The sequence below is a fragment of the Lysobacter sp. CA199 genome (assembly GCF_052078715.1).
Taxonomy (GTDB): Bacteria; Pseudomonadota; Gammaproteobacteria; order Xanthomonadales; family Xanthomonadaceae; genus Lysobacter.
In genome coordinates, this window is record NZ_JBQJIL010000009.1 from 31,722 (window position 1) to 49,500 (window position 17,779).

15 protein-coding genes are annotated in these 17,779 nt (G+C 67.9%); 2 read left to right on the forward strand and 13 right to left on the reverse strand.

Annotation, left to right across the window (positions count from 1 at the left end):
- Positions 1-163: 163 nt before the first annotated feature.
- Positions 164-2,395 carry a TonB-dependent receptor plug domain-containing protein gene (locus tag ACTOWJ_RS17055; protein ID WP_441335821.1) on the forward strand — a complete coding sequence of 744 codons (2,232 nt, stop codon included), beginning with the start codon at positions 164-166 and terminating at the stop codon, positions 2,393-2,395.
- Positions 2,396-2,513: 118 nt separating this feature from the next.
- On the opposite strand, the gene ACTOWJ_RS17060 is transcribed toward ACTOWJ_RS17055, so the two are convergent.
- From ACTOWJ_RS17060 to ACTOWJ_RS17120, 13 genes are all read right to left on the reverse strand, one after another.
- Positions 2,514-3,146, reverse strand: coding sequence for a hypothetical protein (locus tag ACTOWJ_RS17060; RefSeq protein WP_441335822.1), 633 nt, complete (start codon positions 3,144-3,146; stop codon positions 2,514-2,516).
- Between the two features lie 196 nt (positions 3,147-3,342).
- A complete protein-coding gene (gene rnhB, locus ACTOWJ_RS17065; protein ID WP_441335823.1) occupies positions 3,343-3,969 on the reverse strand; it encodes a ribonuclease HII in 627 nt (208 codons plus the stop codon).
- A 64-nt stretch (positions 3,970-4,033) separates the two neighbouring features.
- Positions 4,034-5,257 (reverse strand): lipid-A-disaccharide synthase, encoded by a 1,224-nt coding sequence (gene lpxB / locus ACTOWJ_RS17070; RefSeq protein WP_441335824.1) that lies wholly within the window; start codon positions 5,255-5,257, stop codon positions 4,034-4,036.
- A gap of 303 nt (positions 5,258-5,560) precedes the next feature.
- Positions 5,561-6,343: an acyl-ACP--UDP-N-acetylglucosamine O-acyltransferase gene (gene lpxA, locus ACTOWJ_RS17075; RefSeq protein WP_441335825.1), complete on the reverse strand. Its 783-nt coding sequence runs from the start codon at positions 6,341-6,343 to the stop codon at positions 5,561-5,563.
- A gap of 4 nt (positions 6,344-6,347) precedes the next feature.
- On the reverse strand, positions 6,348-6,803 hold the full coding sequence (gene fabZ, locus ACTOWJ_RS17080) for a 3-hydroxyacyl-ACP dehydratase FabZ (RefSeq protein WP_441335826.1): 456 nt from the start codon (positions 6,801-6,803) through the stop codon (positions 6,348-6,350).
- A 243-nt stretch (positions 6,804-7,046) separates the two neighbouring features.
- The gene (gene lpxD / locus ACTOWJ_RS17085; protein WP_441335827.1) at positions 7,047-8,084 is read right to left on the reverse strand and encodes a UDP-3-O-(3-hydroxymyristoyl)glucosamine N-acyltransferase; all 1,038 of its coding nucleotides are present in this window, start codon (positions 8,082-8,084) and stop codon (positions 7,047-7,049) included.
- Between the two features lie 23 nt (positions 8,085-8,107).
- Positions 8,108-10,579 (reverse strand): outer membrane protein assembly factor BamA, encoded by a 2,472-nt coding sequence (gene bamA, locus ACTOWJ_RS17090; protein WP_441335828.1) that lies wholly within the window; start codon positions 10,577-10,579, stop codon positions 8,108-8,110.
- A gap of 120 nt (positions 10,580-10,699) precedes the next feature.
- A complete protein-coding gene (rseP, locus tag ACTOWJ_RS17095; RefSeq protein ID WP_441335829.1) occupies positions 10,700-12,061 on the reverse strand; it encodes an RIP metalloprotease RseP in 1,362 nt (453 codons plus the stop codon).
- Between the two features lie 7 nt (positions 12,062-12,068).
- On the reverse strand, positions 12,069-13,322 hold the full coding sequence (locus ACTOWJ_RS17100; RefSeq protein ID WP_441335830.1) for a 1-deoxy-D-xylulose-5-phosphate reductoisomerase: 1,254 nt from the start codon (positions 13,320-13,322) through the stop codon (positions 12,069-12,071).
- A 25-nt stretch (positions 13,323-13,347) separates the two neighbouring features.
- Complete coding sequence (locus ACTOWJ_RS17105; protein ID WP_441335831.1) at positions 13,348-14,217, reverse strand: phosphatidate cytidylyltransferase; 870 nt, start codon at positions 14,215-14,217, stop codon at positions 13,348-13,350.
- Entirely contained in the window at positions 14,214-14,981 is a 768-nt protein-coding gene (gene uppS, locus ACTOWJ_RS17110; RefSeq protein ID WP_441335832.1) for a polyprenyl diphosphate synthase, read from the reverse strand. Before uppS ends, ACTOWJ_RS17105 begins: the two co-directional genes overlap by 4 nt.
- Before the next feature lie 193 nt (positions 14,982-15,174).
- The gene (gene frr, locus ACTOWJ_RS17115) at positions 15,175-15,732 is read right to left on the reverse strand and encodes a ribosome recycling factor (RefSeq protein WP_441335833.1); all 558 of its coding nucleotides are present in this window, start codon (positions 15,730-15,732) and stop codon (positions 15,175-15,177) included.
- Between the two features lie 289 nt (positions 15,733-16,021).
- Positions 16,022-17,131, reverse strand: a complete 1,110-nt coding sequence (locus tag ACTOWJ_RS17120; protein WP_441335834.1) for a cation diffusion facilitator family transporter — start codon at positions 17,129-17,131, stop codon at positions 16,022-16,024.
- A 261-nt stretch (positions 17,132-17,392) separates the two neighbouring features.
- Here ACTOWJ_RS17120 and ACTOWJ_RS17125 point away from each other — a divergent pair, with 261 nt between their 5' ends.
- A complete protein-coding gene (locus ACTOWJ_RS17125; RefSeq protein WP_441335835.1) occupies positions 17,393-17,779 on the forward strand; it encodes a BlaI/MecI/CopY family transcriptional regulator in 387 nt (128 codons plus the stop codon).

The window sequence follows — 17,779 nt, forward strand, 5'->3', positions numbered from 1 at the left end:
TCGCCGATGCCGATGCCGGCGCGCACGTCCGCGCCGCGCTGACCGCGCACATTTCATTCCCGCGTTTCCTGACACCCAGGAGGGCGGCGCTTGTCCGGCGCATGCCGCGGCCAGCGTCGGACGCGGCCACGTTTCGTCTCGACAAAGGAATCTGTCGCGTTCCATGACTATCGCCCGTATCGCCAATGCATTCGTTCCGAACGTTCGCGCCGCCAAGCCGCCGGGTCGCGCCTTGTTATGGGTCTGCATCCAGGCCGGCGTGATCGCCATGGCCATGGCCACGGCCGCGCGCACCGCCGCCGCGGCCGAGAACCCGCCCGCGCCGGTCGTCGATCTGCAGCAGGTGCAAGTGCGGGCCGAGCGCTACGATGCGCGCCGCGACGACACCGCCGCGCGCATGGTCGTGGCCAAGGACGAACTGCTGCGCTTCGGCGACAGTTCCCTGGCCGACGCGATCAAACGCCTGCCCGGGGTCAGCGTTTCCAGCGCCGCGCCGGGCGCGGCCGGCGCCATCAGTCTGCGCGGCATGGGCAAGGGCTATACCCAATTGCTCGTGGACGGACAGGCCGTGCCGCCCGGATTCGATCTGGGCTCGTTGTCGCCGGACATGGTCGAACGGATCGAAATCCTGCGCACGGCGACCGCCGACATGCGCGCCGAGGCGATCGCCGGCACCATCAACATCGTCCTGGCCAAGAGCGCGCGCGCCGATTCGCGCGAACTCAAGCTGAGCCTGGGCCAATCCGACGGCCAATCCACGCCCGGCATCCATTGGAGCCAGTCGCATCGCGGCGAGCACCGCGGCTACGCCTTGAACGCTTCATGGACGCGTCGCGAATTCGAAGTGCGGGAAACCGGAGTCGAAACCGGCCACGACGCGCGCGGCGTGCAGGAACTGCATCGCGACACCGATCTGCGCTTCAATGGATTCCGCGATGCCATGGCGCTGGCGCCCGGTTTCGACTTCACCTTGGACAACGGCGACACGCTGAACTGGCGCAGCGCCCTGGACGCGAGCAAGCTCAATCGCCGGGGCGATATCGCCTGGCGTACCCAGGCCGGACAGCAGTTGCAGCATGCGCGCTATCGCCAGATCACCGGCATGGAGGTCGCGCAGCTGCGCACGGAACTCGAATGGGGCCATCCGTTCGGCGAGTCGGCGAAGTTTACCGGCAAGCTCAATCTCGGCGGCAATCGCGAACGCTCGCGTTTCCGCGAGCAGGGTTACAGCGTCGACGGCGAACACAATCTCGACGACGTCACCGACGGCGCCTTGCGGGTTCGCAACATCGCGACCCACGGCAAGTACGCGTGGTCCGGCGGCGAGCGGCATACGCTGGAGGCCGGGTGGGAGGGCAGTCAGGACCGCCGGCGCGAATCGCGCGTGCAGCGCTTGCGCGGTTTCGACGGTGCGGCGGACAGCGTCAGCGATCTGTCGTTCGACGCGCGGATCCGGCGCATCGCGCTGTACGCGCAGGACGAGTGGACGGCGACGCCGCGCTGGTCGCTGTACCTGGGCGCGCGCTGGGAGCGCATCGAAACCTTCAGCGAAGGCGACCGTTTCGCCGCCATCCGCCATCGCGCCGGCGTGCTCTCGCCGGTGTTGCAGTCGCGCTGGAAGCTGTCGGGTTCCAAGGACCAGATACGCCTCGGGCTGAGCCGCAGTTATCGCGCGCCGGAACTGCGACTGTTGATTCCCCGGCCGTACACCTCGACCAATAACCGCGAACTCAATCCCGACCAGATCGGCAATCCGGCCTTGAAGCCCGAATTGGCCACCGGCCTGGATCTGGCCTACGAAAAGTACTGGGACGACGGCGCGATGTTCAGCCTGGGCGGGTATGCGCGCCGGATCGAAGCGGTGGTGCGCACGCAGACCGTCCGATCCGGCGATCGCTGGGTCGCCACGCCGGTCAACGGCGGCACCGCCACCGCCTGGGGCATCGAATTCGACAGCAAGTTCTCGCTCGCGCGATGGCTCGGCGTGCCCGGTTTCGACGTGAGTTTCAATCTGACCCGCAACTGGTCGCGCATGGACGACCTGCCCGGGCCCGACGATCGCATCGACAAGCAACCGCGGCTGATATCGAGCGTAGCCGCCGATTACCGCATCGACGATGCCTGGACGGTGGGCGCCAGTTACAGCTATCGCAGCGGCGGGCCGGTGCGCAGCGGACCGATGCAGATCGACAGCGAATCGGCGCGGCGCGAACTGGATATGTACGGCTTGCGGCGGCTGTCGCCCAAATCCAAGCTGCGCTTGAGCGCGGGCAATGTGTTGCGGCAACCGATCCTCACCGGTTCGCAGTATTTCGACGAGAACGGCAGCCAGCAGATCGAGCGCCGGCGGCCGTCGCACGCGAACCTGCGCGCGAGTCTGGAGATCGCGTTCTGAGGTTCACGGCTGCTGCGACGACCACGACCGCGCCGAGCCATGCGTCACTACCGGCGCGCGCGATCCGAGCCCCGCCCGCGATGCGGCTTTCGCGCATACGGCGAAAGCCACGCGGCGATCACGCCACCCGGAACACCGGCTCGGGCGTGCGACCGTTGACGTAGTGGCTGTCGCTGACCCGCGCGTGGTGTTGCAGCAGCGCCAACTCGGCCAGACGGTCGCGGACCCAGGCCGCGCGCTGTTGCACGGCGTCGCCGGGCGGATGCTCGATCCGGCGGTAGGCGCAGAAGTCGCGGAAATCCTCGGCTTCGGCAGCGAACGCAGGCCAGGTCAGCTCGATCAGCAGCACATCGTCGAGCAGGCCGAACAACGGCGTGCGATCGGGAATCAGACCCTCGTCCTCGTCGACGTAGGCGAACAAGCGATCCAGGCGCCGGCGCATCGCCGGTTCGCAGTCCCAGGCCGGATCGGCGGCCATCGCGCGCAGATCCTGCAGGCACTGCAGACGCTCGTCGATCGCGCGCCGCGCTTCGCTGGCCGGAAGCGAGGCCAGCCAGCCGGCGAGGCGTTGCAACCGGGTGGTGTCCACGCGCGCGGCATCGGGATGAAGTTCATGAACCAAGGCGTCGAAGGCGGCGATCGCCGCCGGGCCGACCGCCATCGCCGGTTCGTACGCAGGCGGATAGGGCAGCGCGCTGTCGCGTTCGAACGGGAAGGGTTCGGGCGTGGGCGTGGGGTGAGGCATGCGCATGGAGCACCTCGTGGCCGGCCGATGAGGCGGGGGCGGCGCGCGTCGCGGGCCGGAGGCGACGCGGGACCTGTGCGGGTCGATGTCGGAACTATGCGCCTGACCGAAGTGTGGGCGCGCCGGTATGAAGTCGTTGTGACCTGTGGCACGGGTTACGCGTTCAGCCGATCGAAGCGCGCGGCGGCGCGGAACTTCGCGGTCAGAACAGACTCAGGGTCTGCTCGGCGGTGCGCACTGGCGCGAAGCTGCGGCGGTGCTGCGGGCAGGGGCCGTGCAGGTTCAGCGCGGCCAGATGCGAAGGCGTGGAATAGCCCTTGTGCTGATCGAAGCCGTAGTGCGGGAAGCGTTCGTGCAGGCTGCGCATCAGGCGGTCGCGCGCGACCTTGGCCAGGATCGAAGCGGCCATGATCGCAGGCTCGATGGCGTCGCCGCCGATCAAGGCCTCGCCGCCGCAAGGCAGGCCCTTGGGCAGGTGATTGCCGTCCACGCGCACGAACTGCGCTTGCGGCGCCAGCGCCTGCACCGCGCGGCGCATGCCGAGCATGGTCGCCTGGAAGATGTTGACCCGGTCGATCTCCTCGACCTCGACGAACTCGATCCGCCAGGCCACGGCGCGCTCGATGATCAGCGGGTACAGCGCTTCGCGCCGGGCTTCGGTGAGCTTTTTGGAATCGTCCAGGCCGTCGATGCGGCGGCGCGGGTTCAAGATCACCGCCGCGACCGACACCGGTCCGGCCAGCGGGCCGCGGCCGGCCTCGTCCACGCCGGCGATCAGCCGCGGCTTGGCGCGCGGCTGGGGCGGGGCGGGGGCGATCAGCGAATCCACGGTGCGGGCGTTCTCTTCGGGCGGGCCCGGCCAGTGTAGGCCGGGCCCGCGGTTCGCGTCAGGCTCAGCCGGCGGCTTTTTGCCCGATCAGTTCGACCACCGCCTCGGCCGCGCGCGCCGAAGCGTCGCGCTTGAGCTCCAGATGGATGCGCTGGAACTTCGGCAGCAGCGCCGCGCTCGCGGCCGGGTCGCGCAGCCAGCGCAGCGTCGCCCCGGCCAGGTTTTCCGGCGTGCAGTCGTGCTGCATCAGTTCGGGCACCACCGGTTCGCCGGCCAGCACGTTGGGCAGCGCGTAGTGATCGACCTTGAGCATGCCCATGCGCTTGACCAAGGTGTAGGTCAGCGGGGCGATCTTGTAGGCCACCACCATCGGCCGTTTGGCCAGCATCGCCTCCAGGGTGGCGGTGCCGGAAGCCAGCAGAACCACGTCGCTGGCGACCATCACCGTGCGCGCGCCGCGATCGACGATGCGCAGCGCGCGTCGGACCCGCTCGCCGTCGGCATGGCCGGCCAGCACCCGTTCGAACGCCGCGCGCGCGGTGGCGCTGGCCATCGGCGCGACGATGCCGAGCTTGGGTTCGGCGGCCAGCAGGATCGCCGCGGCGGCGATGAAGTCGCCGGCCAGAGTTTCGATCTCGCCTACCCGTGAGCCCGGAAGCATCGCCAACACCGGCGCCTCGTCGTCCAGGCCCAGATTCATGCGCGCCGATTCGCGGTCGGGATGGATCGGCATTTCGTCGGCCAGCGGATGGCCGACGAAGCGCGCGTCCACGCCGTACTCGGCGTAGATCGGCGGTTCCATCGGGAACAGGCACAGCACGCGGTCGGCGCTGAGGCCGATCTTGCGCGCGCGTTTCTTGCGCCAGGCCCACACCGACGGACTGACGTAATGCACGGTGCGCACGCCGCGCTGTTTGAGCCAGCGCTCCACCCCGAGATTGAAGTCGGGTGCGTCGATGCCGATGAAGGCATCGGGTTTCCAATCCAGGATGCGCTGGCGCACATCGCGACGCAGGCGCAGCAGCCGCGGCAGGTGCTTGAGCACCTCGACCAGGCCCATCACCGCCAACTCGCCGGCATCGAACCAGGTCTCCATGCCGGCCGCGCGCATCTGCTCGCCGCCGATGCCGATGAACTCGGCGCCCGGATAACGGCGTTTGAGCTCTTCGATCAGGCCGGCGCCGAGCAGGTCGCCGGAGGCTTCGCCTGCGATCAGGGCGAAGCGCGGCGGCGGTGGAGGTCCGACGGGGAAAATTTCATCGATCGGGCGGGTCGTCGCGGCGTTCATAGGGCGCTGTAACGCTCCAGTGCTTGCTCGTATTGCGCGCGGTCGAAGACGAGGCGGGCGACGGGCGTCAGTGTGGGAAGCGAACTGTCCGCCGCATTGTGCTCCGACACGGGGCCAGCGTCGTCTTCGAACGTCACATCCTGCCAAATCGCGTGATCGGGGCCAAGTTTCAGGCGGCAGCAGATCACGTCGCAGTCGTCGCAACCGCAGTGGCGCCGGTATGGCGCCCGGGGTTTGCTGCCGAACTGATGGTTTGCCGCGATGCGGCCGAGGAACGCGTCGACCCCGCGGCCGCGTATCGCCTCAGCGCAGCAGCGGCCGCTCGCCGTTGCCGATGAAATCCAGCAGCGTGCGCACATCCACGCTGGTCGCGGCCTGTTCTTCCAACTTGATCCGCGCTTCGTCCAGCGGCGCGCCGGATACGTACAGCGTGCGGTAGGCGCGCTTGATCGCGCCGATCCGCTCGGCGTCGAATCCGCGCCGCTTGAGGCCTTCGCTATTGATGCCGCGCGGGCGGCCGTAGCCGTCCTGGGCGACCATGACGAACGGCGGCACATCGCCGTTGACCAGCGCGCCCATGCCGATGAAGGCGTGCGCGCCGATCCGGCAGAACTGATGGATGCCCGAGAAACCGCTCATGATCACCTGGTCTTCCACGACGACGTGGCCGGCCAGGGTCGAGTTGTTGGAGAACACGCAGCCGTTGCCGACCTGGCAATCGTGGGCGACATGGGTATACGCCAGCAGCCAGTTGCCGTCGCCGATGCGGGTGATGCCGCCGCCGTTGCCGGTGCCGCGGTTGACGGTGACGAACTCGCGGAACACGTTGCCCTCGCCGATATGCAACTGCGTGCGTTCGCCCGCGAACTTCTTGTCCTGCGGGTCGCCGCCGATCGCGCACTGCGCGTAGAAGCGGTTGTCGCGGCCGATCTTGGTCGGGCCGTGGACCACGCAATGCGGACCGAACACCGTGCCTTCGCCGACTTCGACTTCGCCGCCGATGTAGGTGAAAGCGCCGACCACGACTCCGTCGGCGAGTTTCGCGCCGGGCTCGACGAAGGCGCTGGGATGGATGCTCGCGCTCATCGAATCATTCCTTGGCCTCGGCGCACATGATGTCGGCGCAGGCGGCGATTTCGCCGTCGACACGGGCGACGCCGGTGTACATGGCCATGTTGCGGATCATGCGTTTGAGGGTGACTTCCAGTTCCAGCTTGTCGCCCGGGGTGACCATGCGCGAGAAACGCGCGCCGTCGATCTTGACCAGGTAGAACGAACGGCCGGCGGCGACGCCGCCGTGCGAGATCTGGGTCAGCAGGCCGCCGGCCTGGGCCAGCGCCTCGACCACCAGCACGCCGGGCATGACCGGGTTGCCGGGAAAGTGGCCGTTGAAGAAGGGCTCGTTGCAGCTCACGTTCTTGTAGGCGAGCACGCGCTTGTTGGGCTCGAGCTCCACCACCCGGTCGATCAGCAGAAACGGATAACGGTGCGGCAGCAGTTTCTGGATCGCCGGTATATCGAGCGGGAGTTGCAGGGTCTGGCTCATGTGCTGGTTCGTCCTGTGTCCATCTGTGTCGCGCGGGTCAGGCGCCGCGGCCTGCGTTCGGGCGCGTGTTCGTCGAAATCCGCGTTCCGTCGCGTCCCATCGAGGGTGGCGCGTGCTTGCGTCTATTGTCCCGCAGTTTCCCGTGCGGGTGTGGCGGGGCCGTATGGATCGCCCCGATGCGCCGCTCCCCACGGGCGTCGGGACCGGCCCCGACCGGCAAGGCCGGGCCGAAGCGAGCGTGGATCAGCTTTCGGTGTCGGGTTTGGGGTCGGCCGCGCGCGCGCCGCTGCGCCGTGCCAGTTGATCGAGTTGCTTGAAACGCACCGCGTTCTTGCGCCAACTGCGGCTGTCCATCAGCGGCGTGCCCGAGGAGTACTCGCCGGGTTCGTGGATCGAGTGGGTGACCAGGCTCATCGCGGTGATCGTCACCTTGTCGCACAGCTCCAGGTGGCCGAGCACGCCGGCGGCGCCGCCGATCAGGCAATAGCGGCCGATCTTGGCGCTGCCCGCGGCGGCCGAGCAGCCGGCCATGGCGCTGTGCGCGCCGATGTGGACGTTGTGGCCGATCTGGATCTGGTTATCCAGGCGCACGTCTTCCTCGAGCACGGTGTCCTCGATGGCGCCGCGATCGATGGTGGTATTGGCGCCGATCTCGCAGTCGTCGCCGATCGTCACCCCGCCCAGCTGAGGCACCTTGAGCCAGCGGCCGGCTTCCATGGCGAGGCCGAAGCCGTCGGCGCCGAGCACTGCGCCGGGGTGGATCAGCACCCGCTGGCCCAGACGCACGCGGGTCACCAGGGTCACCCGGGCGATCAGTTCGCTGCCGGCGCCGACCACGCAGTCCTCGCCGATCACGCACCCGGGGCCGATCATCGCTCCGGCCTCGATGCGGCTGCGCGCGCCGATGCTCACGAACGGGCCGATATGCGCGTCGGGCGAGACCTGGGCGCTGGGATCGATCACGGCCAAGGCGTGGATGCCCGGTGCGCGGACCGGCCTGGGATCGAACAGGGCGGAGATCTTGGCGAAAGCCGAATAAGGGTCGCGCGCGATCAGCGCGGTGCCGGCGTAACCGGTGGCGTCGTCCTCGCGCATCACCACCACCGTGGCCCGGCTGTCTGCCAGCTGCGCGCGGTACTTGGGATTGGCGAGGAACGCCAACTGGCCGGGAGCGGCCTTGGCCAGCGTGCCGACGCCATCGACTCGGGCGTCGGCGTCGCCATGCAGGCCGAGCGAGAATCGCTCGGCCAGTTCGCGTGCGCAGTAGGAGGGAGTGTCCACCGGTCGGGGCTGGGCAGCCGCGCTCAGAACGTGCCGCCGAAGGTGAACTGCAGACGCTCCAACTCGTCGCCGCGGTCGAGCTGGGTCTTGCCGTCGGCGCTGTAGATCGGGCCCTGCTTCTTGAACGGGAAGGCGTAGCTGATCGAGATCGGGCCCATCGGCGAGCGCCACATCATCGCGATACCGGTCGAGGCGCGCAGCTCGCCCGCGTCGAAGGCGTCGTAATCCTTGTAGACGTTGCCGAAGTCGACGAACGCCGAAATGCGCGCGGCCGGCGTATCGAGCAAGGTCGGGAAGTACATTTCCAGCGAGCCGGTGGTCTTGAACGAACCGCCCAGGGGCTGGCTGTAGCTGCCCTGGGTAGCCCTTTCGCGCGGACCCAGGGTGTTGTCGGTGAAGCCGCGCACCGAACGCACGCCGCCGGCGTAGAAGTTCTCGAAGAACGGCAGGCCGGTGGCGGTGATGGTTTCCGGCAGCATCGGGCCGTTCGGACCGTCGCGATCGATCACGCGGGTGGTGTCCTTGCCGTAGCTGTCGCCGTAACCCAGTTCGGCGCGGGTGTTGAGCACCAGGTGGCGCGACAGCGGCCAGAACTTGGAGAAGCTGTAGTTGAGCTTGTAGTACTCCACCGTCGAACCGGGCAGGGTCGCTTCCAGCCACACGCGCTGCTGGGTGCCGGCGGTCGGCGTCAACGCGTGGTTGAGGCTGTTGCGGCCCCAGCCGATCTGCGCGCGCCAGGCGTGGAAGGTGCGCGCCCCCAGGGCATCGAGGTAATCGATGATGCTTTGCGGAGTGAAGCCCTGGCTGACCAGGATCTCGTTGCTGTCGATGCCGATCAGGCCGGTCACCGAGTCGGTTTCGGTCAGCGGAATGCCGAGCACGACCTGACCGGTGCCGTTGGTGGTGGAGTACTGCGCGGTGTTGAAGTCGGAGTAGTCCAACTCGCGCCACGACAGGTTGTAGCCCAGCGACACGCCTTCGTCGGTGAAATACGGATTGGTGTAGGAGAAGTCGAAGCGGCGCTGGTAATAGCTGCGCTGCGCCTGCACCGACACGCGGTTGCCGCTGCCCAGGAAGTTGTTCTGCGACAACTGGATCTGCGTGGTCAGCTTGCCCAGCTGCGAATAGCCCAGGCCGAACACGAAGCTGCCCGAGGTGGTTTCCTTGAGGTTGTAGATCACATCGACCTGGTCGTTGCTGCCGGGCACCGGCTTGCTTTCGACGTCGACGGTTTCGAAATAACCCAGGCCCTGCAGACGGATCTTGGAGCGGTCGATCGCGGCCTGCGAGTACCAGCTGCCTTCGAACTGGCGCATTTCGCGGCGCAAGACTTCATCGCCGGTGCGGGTGTTGCCCTTGAAGATCACCCGGCGCACGTTGACGCGCGGGCCCGGCACCACCTGCATGTTGATGCCGACGGTCTTGTTTTCGCGGTTCACTTCCGGAATCGGATTGACCTGGGCGAAGGCGTAGCCGACGTTGCCCAGCGTGGCGGTGATCGATTCGGAGCTGATCTCGAGCAGGCGGCGCGAGAAGATCTGCTCGGGCTTGACGATGACCAGCTTCTCGATCTGCTCCTTGGGCAGGATCGTGTCGCCGGTGACCTGCACGGTGGAGACCTTGTACTGATCGCCCTCGGTGACGCCGGCCGACAGGAACATGTCCTGGCGGTCCGGGCTGATCGCGACCTGGGTCGAGTCGATGGCGAAATCGACGTAGCCGCGGTCGAGATAGAACGAGTTGAGCTTTTCCAGATCGCCGGAGAGTTTCTCGCGCGAGTACTGGTCGTCGCGGCGGTACCAGCTGAGCCAGTTGTGCTCGCGCGATTCCCAGCCGTTGAGGATGTCCTTCTGCTCGAACTTGTCGTTGCCGATCAGATTGATGTGGCGGATCTTGGCGGCCTTGCCTTCCTTGACGTTGATGGTCAGGTCGACGCGGTTGCGGTCCAGGCGGGAAACGGTCGGGGTGATCTCGACGTTGTACTTGCCGCGGTTGTTGTACTGCCTCGCCAAGTCCTGGGTGACCTTGTCCAGCGCCAGACGGTCGAAGGTTTCGCCTTCGGCAAGACCGATCTCCTTCAGGCCCTTGAGCAGATCCTCGGACTTGATGTCCTTGTTGCCGCTCAGGGTGAGTTTGTTGATCGCCGGACGCTCGGTCACGGTGACCACCAGGATGTTGTCCTGGCGTCCGAGCTGCACGTCTTCGAAGAAACCGGTCTTGTACAGCGCGCGGATGGCGTCGCCGGCCTTGGCCGTGTCCATCGTGTCGCCGCGCTCGATCGGCAGGTAGGTAAAGACGGTGCCGGCGGAAATGCGCTGCAGGCCGTCGATGCGGATATCGCTGACGGTGAACGAACCGGGGCCCGGCGCGTTCGGGGCGGCGCCCCCGAGGGAGAACGGATCGGCGGACTGCGCCAACGCCGGAATCGCCGGGGCCGAGGTCATTGCCGTGGCAAGGGCGAGGGCGAGCAGGCGGCGATTAGGAATTCGCGTCATCATTACGTCCGTTGGGGGCTGGTCTGCCAGCGCTCGCGGAGCGGGCTGGCGTGGGTCAAAGCGACAGGTTTGGCGGCTGGTGGTTGGAGCTAAAGCGTTCGATCGAGCGTCAGGCCGGCATCAGCGCACCAGGTTGTTCAAGATGTCGTTGTAGAACGCCAGGCCCATGAGGCTCGCGATCAACGCCAGGCCGACGAAATGCCCGGCCGCCATCACGCGCTCGCTGACCGGGCTGCCTTTGACCAGCTCGATAAGGTAATACAGCAGGTGTCCGCCGTCCAAGATCGGGATCGGCAGCAGGTTCAGGATTCCCAGGCTCAGCGACAGCATCGCCAGCAGCTGCAGATACCAGGCCGGACCGTTGCTGGCGTAGGCGTTGGCGGCGCGGCCGATGGTCACCGGGCCGGCCACGGTGTTCTGCAGCGAGACCCGGCCGGTGAACGCGCGGCCGATCATCGCGAACAGTTCGCGCGCCTGATGCACGCTTTCGCGCAGCGCCGCCGGAACCGCGTCGACCGGGCCGTAGCGCAGCACCGCGTCGCGCTGCGGCGGCTTGGATTGGGCCGGAGTCACGCCCAGACCCCAGAACTCCGCGCCGTTCTCGCGTTTCATGCGCCTGGGTTGGATTTCCAGGGCCAGACGGTCGCCGTTGCGGATCACTTCGATCATGGCCGGACCGCCGTGCTCGCCGAGCCGGTTGATCGCCGCGGGCAGGTCGTTCCAGTTGGCCAGCGGGACGCCGTCGAGCGCGGTGACGCGGTCGCCTTCGGCCAGCACGCCCCAGGCGGCGGAATCCGGGGTGATCCGGCCGGCCACGGCCGGGATCAGCTCGTGGCGCGCGCCCAGGCCGATGACCTCGACCGCGCGGCGTTCGTCGAAGGCGGCCGGCAGTTGCGAGAGGCGCAGGTGGCGGGTCAGTTCGCTGCCGTTTTCCGCGCGCACCTTGACCGCCACGTCCTCGCGATCGAGCGCGTACGGAATCAACGCCATTCGCACCTCGCTCCAGGTCGGAGTGGCGCGCTCGCCGATCTGCACGATGGTGTCGCCGCGACGCAGGCCGGACTCGGCGGCGATCGCGGTCGTGCTGCCGACCACCGGGGCGAAGTCGGGGCGGCCGATCACGAACATGCCCCACAAGAACGCCACGCACAGGATCAGATTGGCGACCGGGCCGGCGGCGACGATCGCCATGCGCTGCCACACCGACTTGCGGTTGAAAGCCTGCGGCGCCAGCGCTTCGCTGACTTCGTACTCGCGCTCGTCGAGCATCTTGACGTAGCCGCCGAGCGGGATCATGCCGATCGCGTAGACGGTGCCGTCCTTGCCGGTGCGCTCGTACAAGGCCTTGCCGAAGCCGACCGAGAAGCGCAGCACCTTGACCCCGCAACGGCGGGCGACCCAGAAATGGCCGAATTCGTGGAAGGTCACCAGCACGCCGATGCTGATGATGAGCCACCACAACGAGCCCAGGATTTCGCTCATGGCTGTATCAGGCTCTGTAGGCTTGGGCTGCGTGACCGATCGCCTGTTCGGCGTGGCGGCGGGCCTGGGCATCGGCCTCGCGCAACGCCGCCAGCGAACTGGCCGGGGTGGGCGGGAGCGCGGCGAGGGTGTCCTCGACCAGCGCGGGTATCGCTAGGAAACCCATGCGCCGCTGAAGAAAGGCTGAAACGGCCACTTCATTGGCGGCGTTCAGTACCGCCGGAGCGGTGCCGCCGGCGGCCAGGGCCTCGAAAGCCAGGCGCAGGCAGGGGAAGGCTTCCAGGTCGGGGCGTTCGAAATCGAGCCGGCCGTGCGCCAGCAGGTCCAATCCGGCCACGCCCGAGTCGATCCGCTGCGGCCAGCCGAAACCCACCGCCAGGGCGGTGCGCATGTCCGGCAGACCCAGTTGGGCGAGGGTCGAGCCGTCGACGAATTCGACCAGCGAATGCACCAGGCTTTGCGGGTGCACCAGCACTTCGATGCGCTCGCCGTCCACGCCGAACAGATGGTGGGCTTCGATGACTTCCAGGCCCTTGTTCATCAGGGTGGCCGAGTCGACCGAGATCTTCGGGCCCATCGACCACTTCGGGTGGGCGACGGCCTGCTCGGGCGTGACCTGGGTCAGGTCCGAACGTGTACGGCCGCGGAACGGACCGCCCGAGGCGGTCAGCAGGATCCGCTTCAAACCGGCCTGGACGGGGTTGTCGGAGGCCCGCGCGGCACCGTCATGCGCGGCGCCGTGGCCCTCGACCCGCGCTTGCGCGGCCGGCAGGCACTGGAAGATCGCGTTGTGCTCGCTGTCGATGGGCACGATGCAGGCGCCGGCTTCTTGCGCGGTCTGCATCAGCAGCTCGCCGGCCAGCACCAGGGATTCCTTGTTGGCCAGCAGCAGGCGCTTGCCGGCGCGCGCCGCGGCCAAGGTCGAAGACAGCCCCGCGGCGCCGACGATGGCCGCAACGACGGTGTCGCAGACCTCGGAGGACACCAATTCGACCAGGGCCTGCTCGCCGCAATGCGCCTGGGTGGCCAGGCCGCGTTCGCGCAGGCCCTCGCGCAGCGCGGGGTAGGCGGTTTCGTCGGCGATCACCGCGTGATCGGGGCGGTGCCGTTCGCACAGCGCCAGCAGCGCGTCGACCTTGCCGCCGGCGGCGAGCACGCTGGCGCGCAGCTGCGGCTGGTGGCGGGCGATCACGTCCAGCGCAGAGCTGCCGATCGAGCCGGTAGCGCCGAGCACCGCGACATTGCGGGCAGGGGCGGTCATGCGTGGGCTCCGCGCGCGCTCATCATCAAAACCCGAAAATCGCCTTGCCCAGCGCGAACACCGGCAACGCAGCGAGCACACCGTCGATACGGTCGAGAATGCCGCCGTGGCCCGGAATCAGATGCCCGGAATCCTTCACCCCGACGTGGCGCTTGAGCAGGCTTTCGAACAGATCGCCGACCACCGAGAACAGCACGGCGGCGAAGGACACCAGCGCCACCCACGGCAACTGCGACAGTTGCAGCGCAGGATGCTCGGGCAACAGCGCCAGACCCGCGCCACCGGTGACACCGACGGCGACGCCGGCGAACACGCCGCCGATCAGGCCTTCGACGGTCTTGTTCGGACTGACCCGCGGCGCGAGCTTGAGCATGCCGAACTTGCGTCCGGCGAAATACGCGCCGCTGTCGGCGGCCCAGACCACCGACAGCGCGGTCAGCAGCCACCAGTGGCCGTAGGCGCCCTCGGCATGGATCCATACCAGCGCGCACCAGGCCGGGATCACGCTCAGCGCGGCCGCGGCGAGCTTGAACATGCGCGCATAGGTGCGATGGTCGCTGGCGAAATTGAAGCGCTGCAGCCACAGCAGAGCCAGCAGCCACCAGATCACCCCGACCAGCGAGGCGATCTTGAACAACACCATCGGCGCCTGGGTCGCGCCCAGGCCGCCGGTGCGCGAGGCCCACACGATCGCCACCATCAGCGCCGCATGCACCACCAGCAGCACGGTGCGCGACAGGGTGTCGTCGATTTCGGCCAGATCGAACCACTCCCACAGCCCGATCAGGAAGATCACCGCGGCCAGCGCGGTGATCCAGGGCGTGGACAACAGCAGAATCGCCGCGATCGCGACAGGCGCCATGACCAGCGCGGCAAGCAGGCGGGTTCGGGTCATTCAACGGTCTCGTTGGGCTGGGCCGCGATCTGCGCCCCGGTCAGGCCGAAGCGGCGCTCGCGGCTGGCGAAATCGTCCAGCGCCTGCTGCAGCAAGGTCGCGTCCAGTTCCGGCCACAGCGCTTCGGTGAACCACAGTTCGGTATAGGCCAGCTGCCAGAGCAGGAAGTTGCTGATCCGGGTGTCGCCGCCGGTGCGGATGAACAGATCCGGCGCCGGCAGGTCCGACAGCGACATGCGCGAGGCCAGCAGGGTCTCGTCGACGTCGCGCGCGTCCAGGCGCCCGGCGGCCACGTCCTGGGCCAGCGAACGCGCGGCCTGGGCGATGTCCCAGCGGCCGCCATAGCTGGCGGCGATGCTCAGGTGCAGGGTGTCGTTGTTCTGGGTCTGGCGCTCGGCGGTGGCCATGCGTTCGCGGATCTTTTCCGAGAACCGGTCGCGTTCGCCGATGAAGCGCACGCGCACGCCGCGGCGGTCGAGTTCCTCGACTTCGCGGTCCAGCGCATTGAGGAACAGCTTCATCAGCGCGCCGACCTCGTCCTCGGGCCGGCCCCAGTTTTCGCTGGAGAACGCGAACAGGGTCAGCGCGCGGACGCCGCGGGCGATGCAGAAGTCGATGCAGATGTTGACCGCGCGCGCGCCGGCGCGGTGGCCGATGATGCGCGGTCGGCGGCGGCGCTCGGCCCAGCGTCCGTTGCCGTCCATGATGACGGCCAGGTGGCGCGGGATGCGTGCGGGCGCGGTATGGGCGGGCTCGGAAGGCATGGCGCCGATGATGGGGACCTCAGGCAACGGATGGGGCGATGGACGAGGGTGAAAGCCGCTGCGTCCATCGTGCGGCGCGGTGGTTGCGGCGGGCCGGTCGGGGGCAGTGCCCGTTGTGGACCCGCACGATACGCAGAAGTTCAGCGCGGCTGGAACCCGGGCGCATGCGCGCGGTCGCCGCGATGGCCTGCGTTCAGACCGCCATCAGTTCCTGTTCCTTGGCCTTGACCACGCCGTCGACGTCCTTGATCGCGCCGTCGGTGACCTTCTGGATGTCGCCTTCGAAGCCGCGAAACTCGTCTTCGGTGACCTTCTTGTCCTTGAGCAGTTCCTTGGCCTGATGGTTGGCGTCGCGGCGGATGTTGCGGATCGCGACCTTGGCGTCCTCGCTCTGGCTGTGGACGACCTTGGTCAGTTCCTTGCGGCGTTCTTCGGTCAGCGCCGGCAGGTTGATGCGGATCACGGTGCCGGCGGTGTTCGGGGTCAGGCCCAGGTCGGAGGCGAGGATGGCCTTCTCGACTGCGCTGACGATCTGCTTTTCCCACGGGGTGATGGTCAGGGTGCGCGCATCGCTGACCTGGACGCTGGCGACCTGGCCCAGCGGCATGTCGGAGCCGTGGTAGTTGACCTTGAGGTGGTCGACCAGCGCGGTCGAGGCGCGGCCGGTGCGGACCTTGGTGAGGTCGTGGCGGAAGGCTTCGACGCTCTTGGCCATGCGGTTCTGTGCGTCTTTCTTGATGTCGTTGAGCATCGCCGGCTCCGATCCTGTAGCGGTAATCGCGGGATTATATGGGCTCGGGCAGGTTTTGCGGACCACGAGCGCCGCCGTGACGGCGGATCGGGGCGCGATTGCGGCCCGATCAGCGCGATTTCGCCGGCCCGCGACGCAAGCGGCGCGGACGCGGGCAGGGGCGGCCTGCGTAGGCGTCGGTCACGTTTTGCGTGGGCAGGCGCGGGTTTGCGCAAGCGGGTGTCGGGCTCGGGCGGCGCCCGCGAGCGGTTTCGTTGCGCTGCAGCATGAGGCGCTGTCGCGGCGCCGTTCAGGGCCGATGGAGGCGGCTGTGTTCGCGCGGGTGGTCGTGCGGCTCGGTTTCGCGCTCGCATGCGTGGGGCTCGGCCGGGCGATGCGCTTGCGCGGGTTCGTCGTGGCCACGGTCATGCGCGCACGCCTCGTGCTCGTGCGCGTGCTCATCATGATCGCCGCGATCGTGGTGATGATCGTGCCCGTGCGCGTGGCCTCCGTGCGGCGCGCGATCGTGGCGGTCGTGCTCGCAGGCGCGGCCGTGTTCGACCTGCAAGGTCGGGTGATTGATGCCGAAGCGGTGGTCCAGTTCGCGATTGAGCCGGTCGATGAAGGCATCGTGGTCGCTGTCGTCGGGACGCACGATATGCGCGGTCATGGCGATCTCGCCCGCGCCCAGCGACCAGATGTGCAGATGATGGATCGCGACCACGCCCGGCTGCGCGCGCAGCAGCGTCTCCACCTCGCTGCGATCGATCCCGCGCGGTACCGCGTCCATCGCCGCGTTGAAACTCTCGCGCAACAGGCCGAACGCGCCGATCGCGACCACCGCGCCGATCAGCAGCGCGATCGCCGGATCCAGCCATTCCCAGCCGGTCAGCAACATGCCCGCGCCGGCCAGCACCGCGGCCAGCGACACCGCCGCATCGGCCATCAAATGCAGGAACGCGCCGCGCCGGTTGAGGTCGTGTTCGTGGCCGTCGCGCACCAGCCAGGCCGCGCCCAGGTTGACGACGATGCCGAGCGCGGCGACCACGATCACCGGCAAGGCGGGAATTTCCGGCGGCGCGCTGAAGCGGCGGATCGCCTCCCAGGCCAGCGCGCCGGAGAAACCGACCAATAGCAGCGCGTTGGCCAGCGGCGACAGCAAGGTCGCGCGGCGCCAGCCGTAAGTGTGGCGGTCGGTGGGAACGCGCTTGGCCAGCGCCGCCGCGCCCCAGGCCAGGCCTAGGCCGAGCACGTCGCCGAGGTTGTGCAGGGCATCGGACAGCAGCGCCAGCGAATTGGTCATGAAGCCGTAGCCGGCTTCCAGCGCGGTGTAGGCCAGGTTGATCAGGGTCACCGCGGCGAACGCGCGGGTGCCGCTGAGGCCGTGATGGTGGCCGTGATGGTGGCTGTGTGAGTGCATGGGCGAATGCTGTCACGGGCCCGCCCACGAACACTATTACAGGGGCTTGCGATGGGGTTTAAACCGCGACGGCGGTTGGCGAATCCCAATGGCGTGAAGCGGGAACAGGGAATGAGAGGAACAGGGAATGGCAGCCCGACAAACCCGTCCATTCCCTGTGCCCCTCATTCCCCAATCCCTGCTGCTTCCATGACTTCAGTCACGTTGACTACGCCTGTAGTCACAAGCATTCTGACTACAGCTGTAGCCATGAGAGACGAGATGAGCCGTAAATCGATAGGCGACCAGGAACTGGCGCTGCTGCACTACCTGGCCGAACAGGGCGAGGCCTCGGTCGGCGACGTCGCCAGCGGTTACGGCGAGCCGCGCGGGCTGGCCCGTTCGACCGTGCTGACCATGATGGAACGGCTGCGCGCCAAGGCCTATCTGCGCCGGCGGAAGGCCGGCGGGGTGTACCGCTATTCCACCGCGACCGAGCCCGACGACGTCAAGCGTTCGGCGGTCGCCAGTTTCGTCGCCAATACGCTGCAGGGATCGGTGTCGCCGTTCGTGGCCTGGATGTCCGAACGCGCCCAGGTCAGCGACGAGGAACTGGCCGAGCTGGAAAGCCTGGTCGCCGATCTGCAATCGCGCCGCAAGGAGAATTGA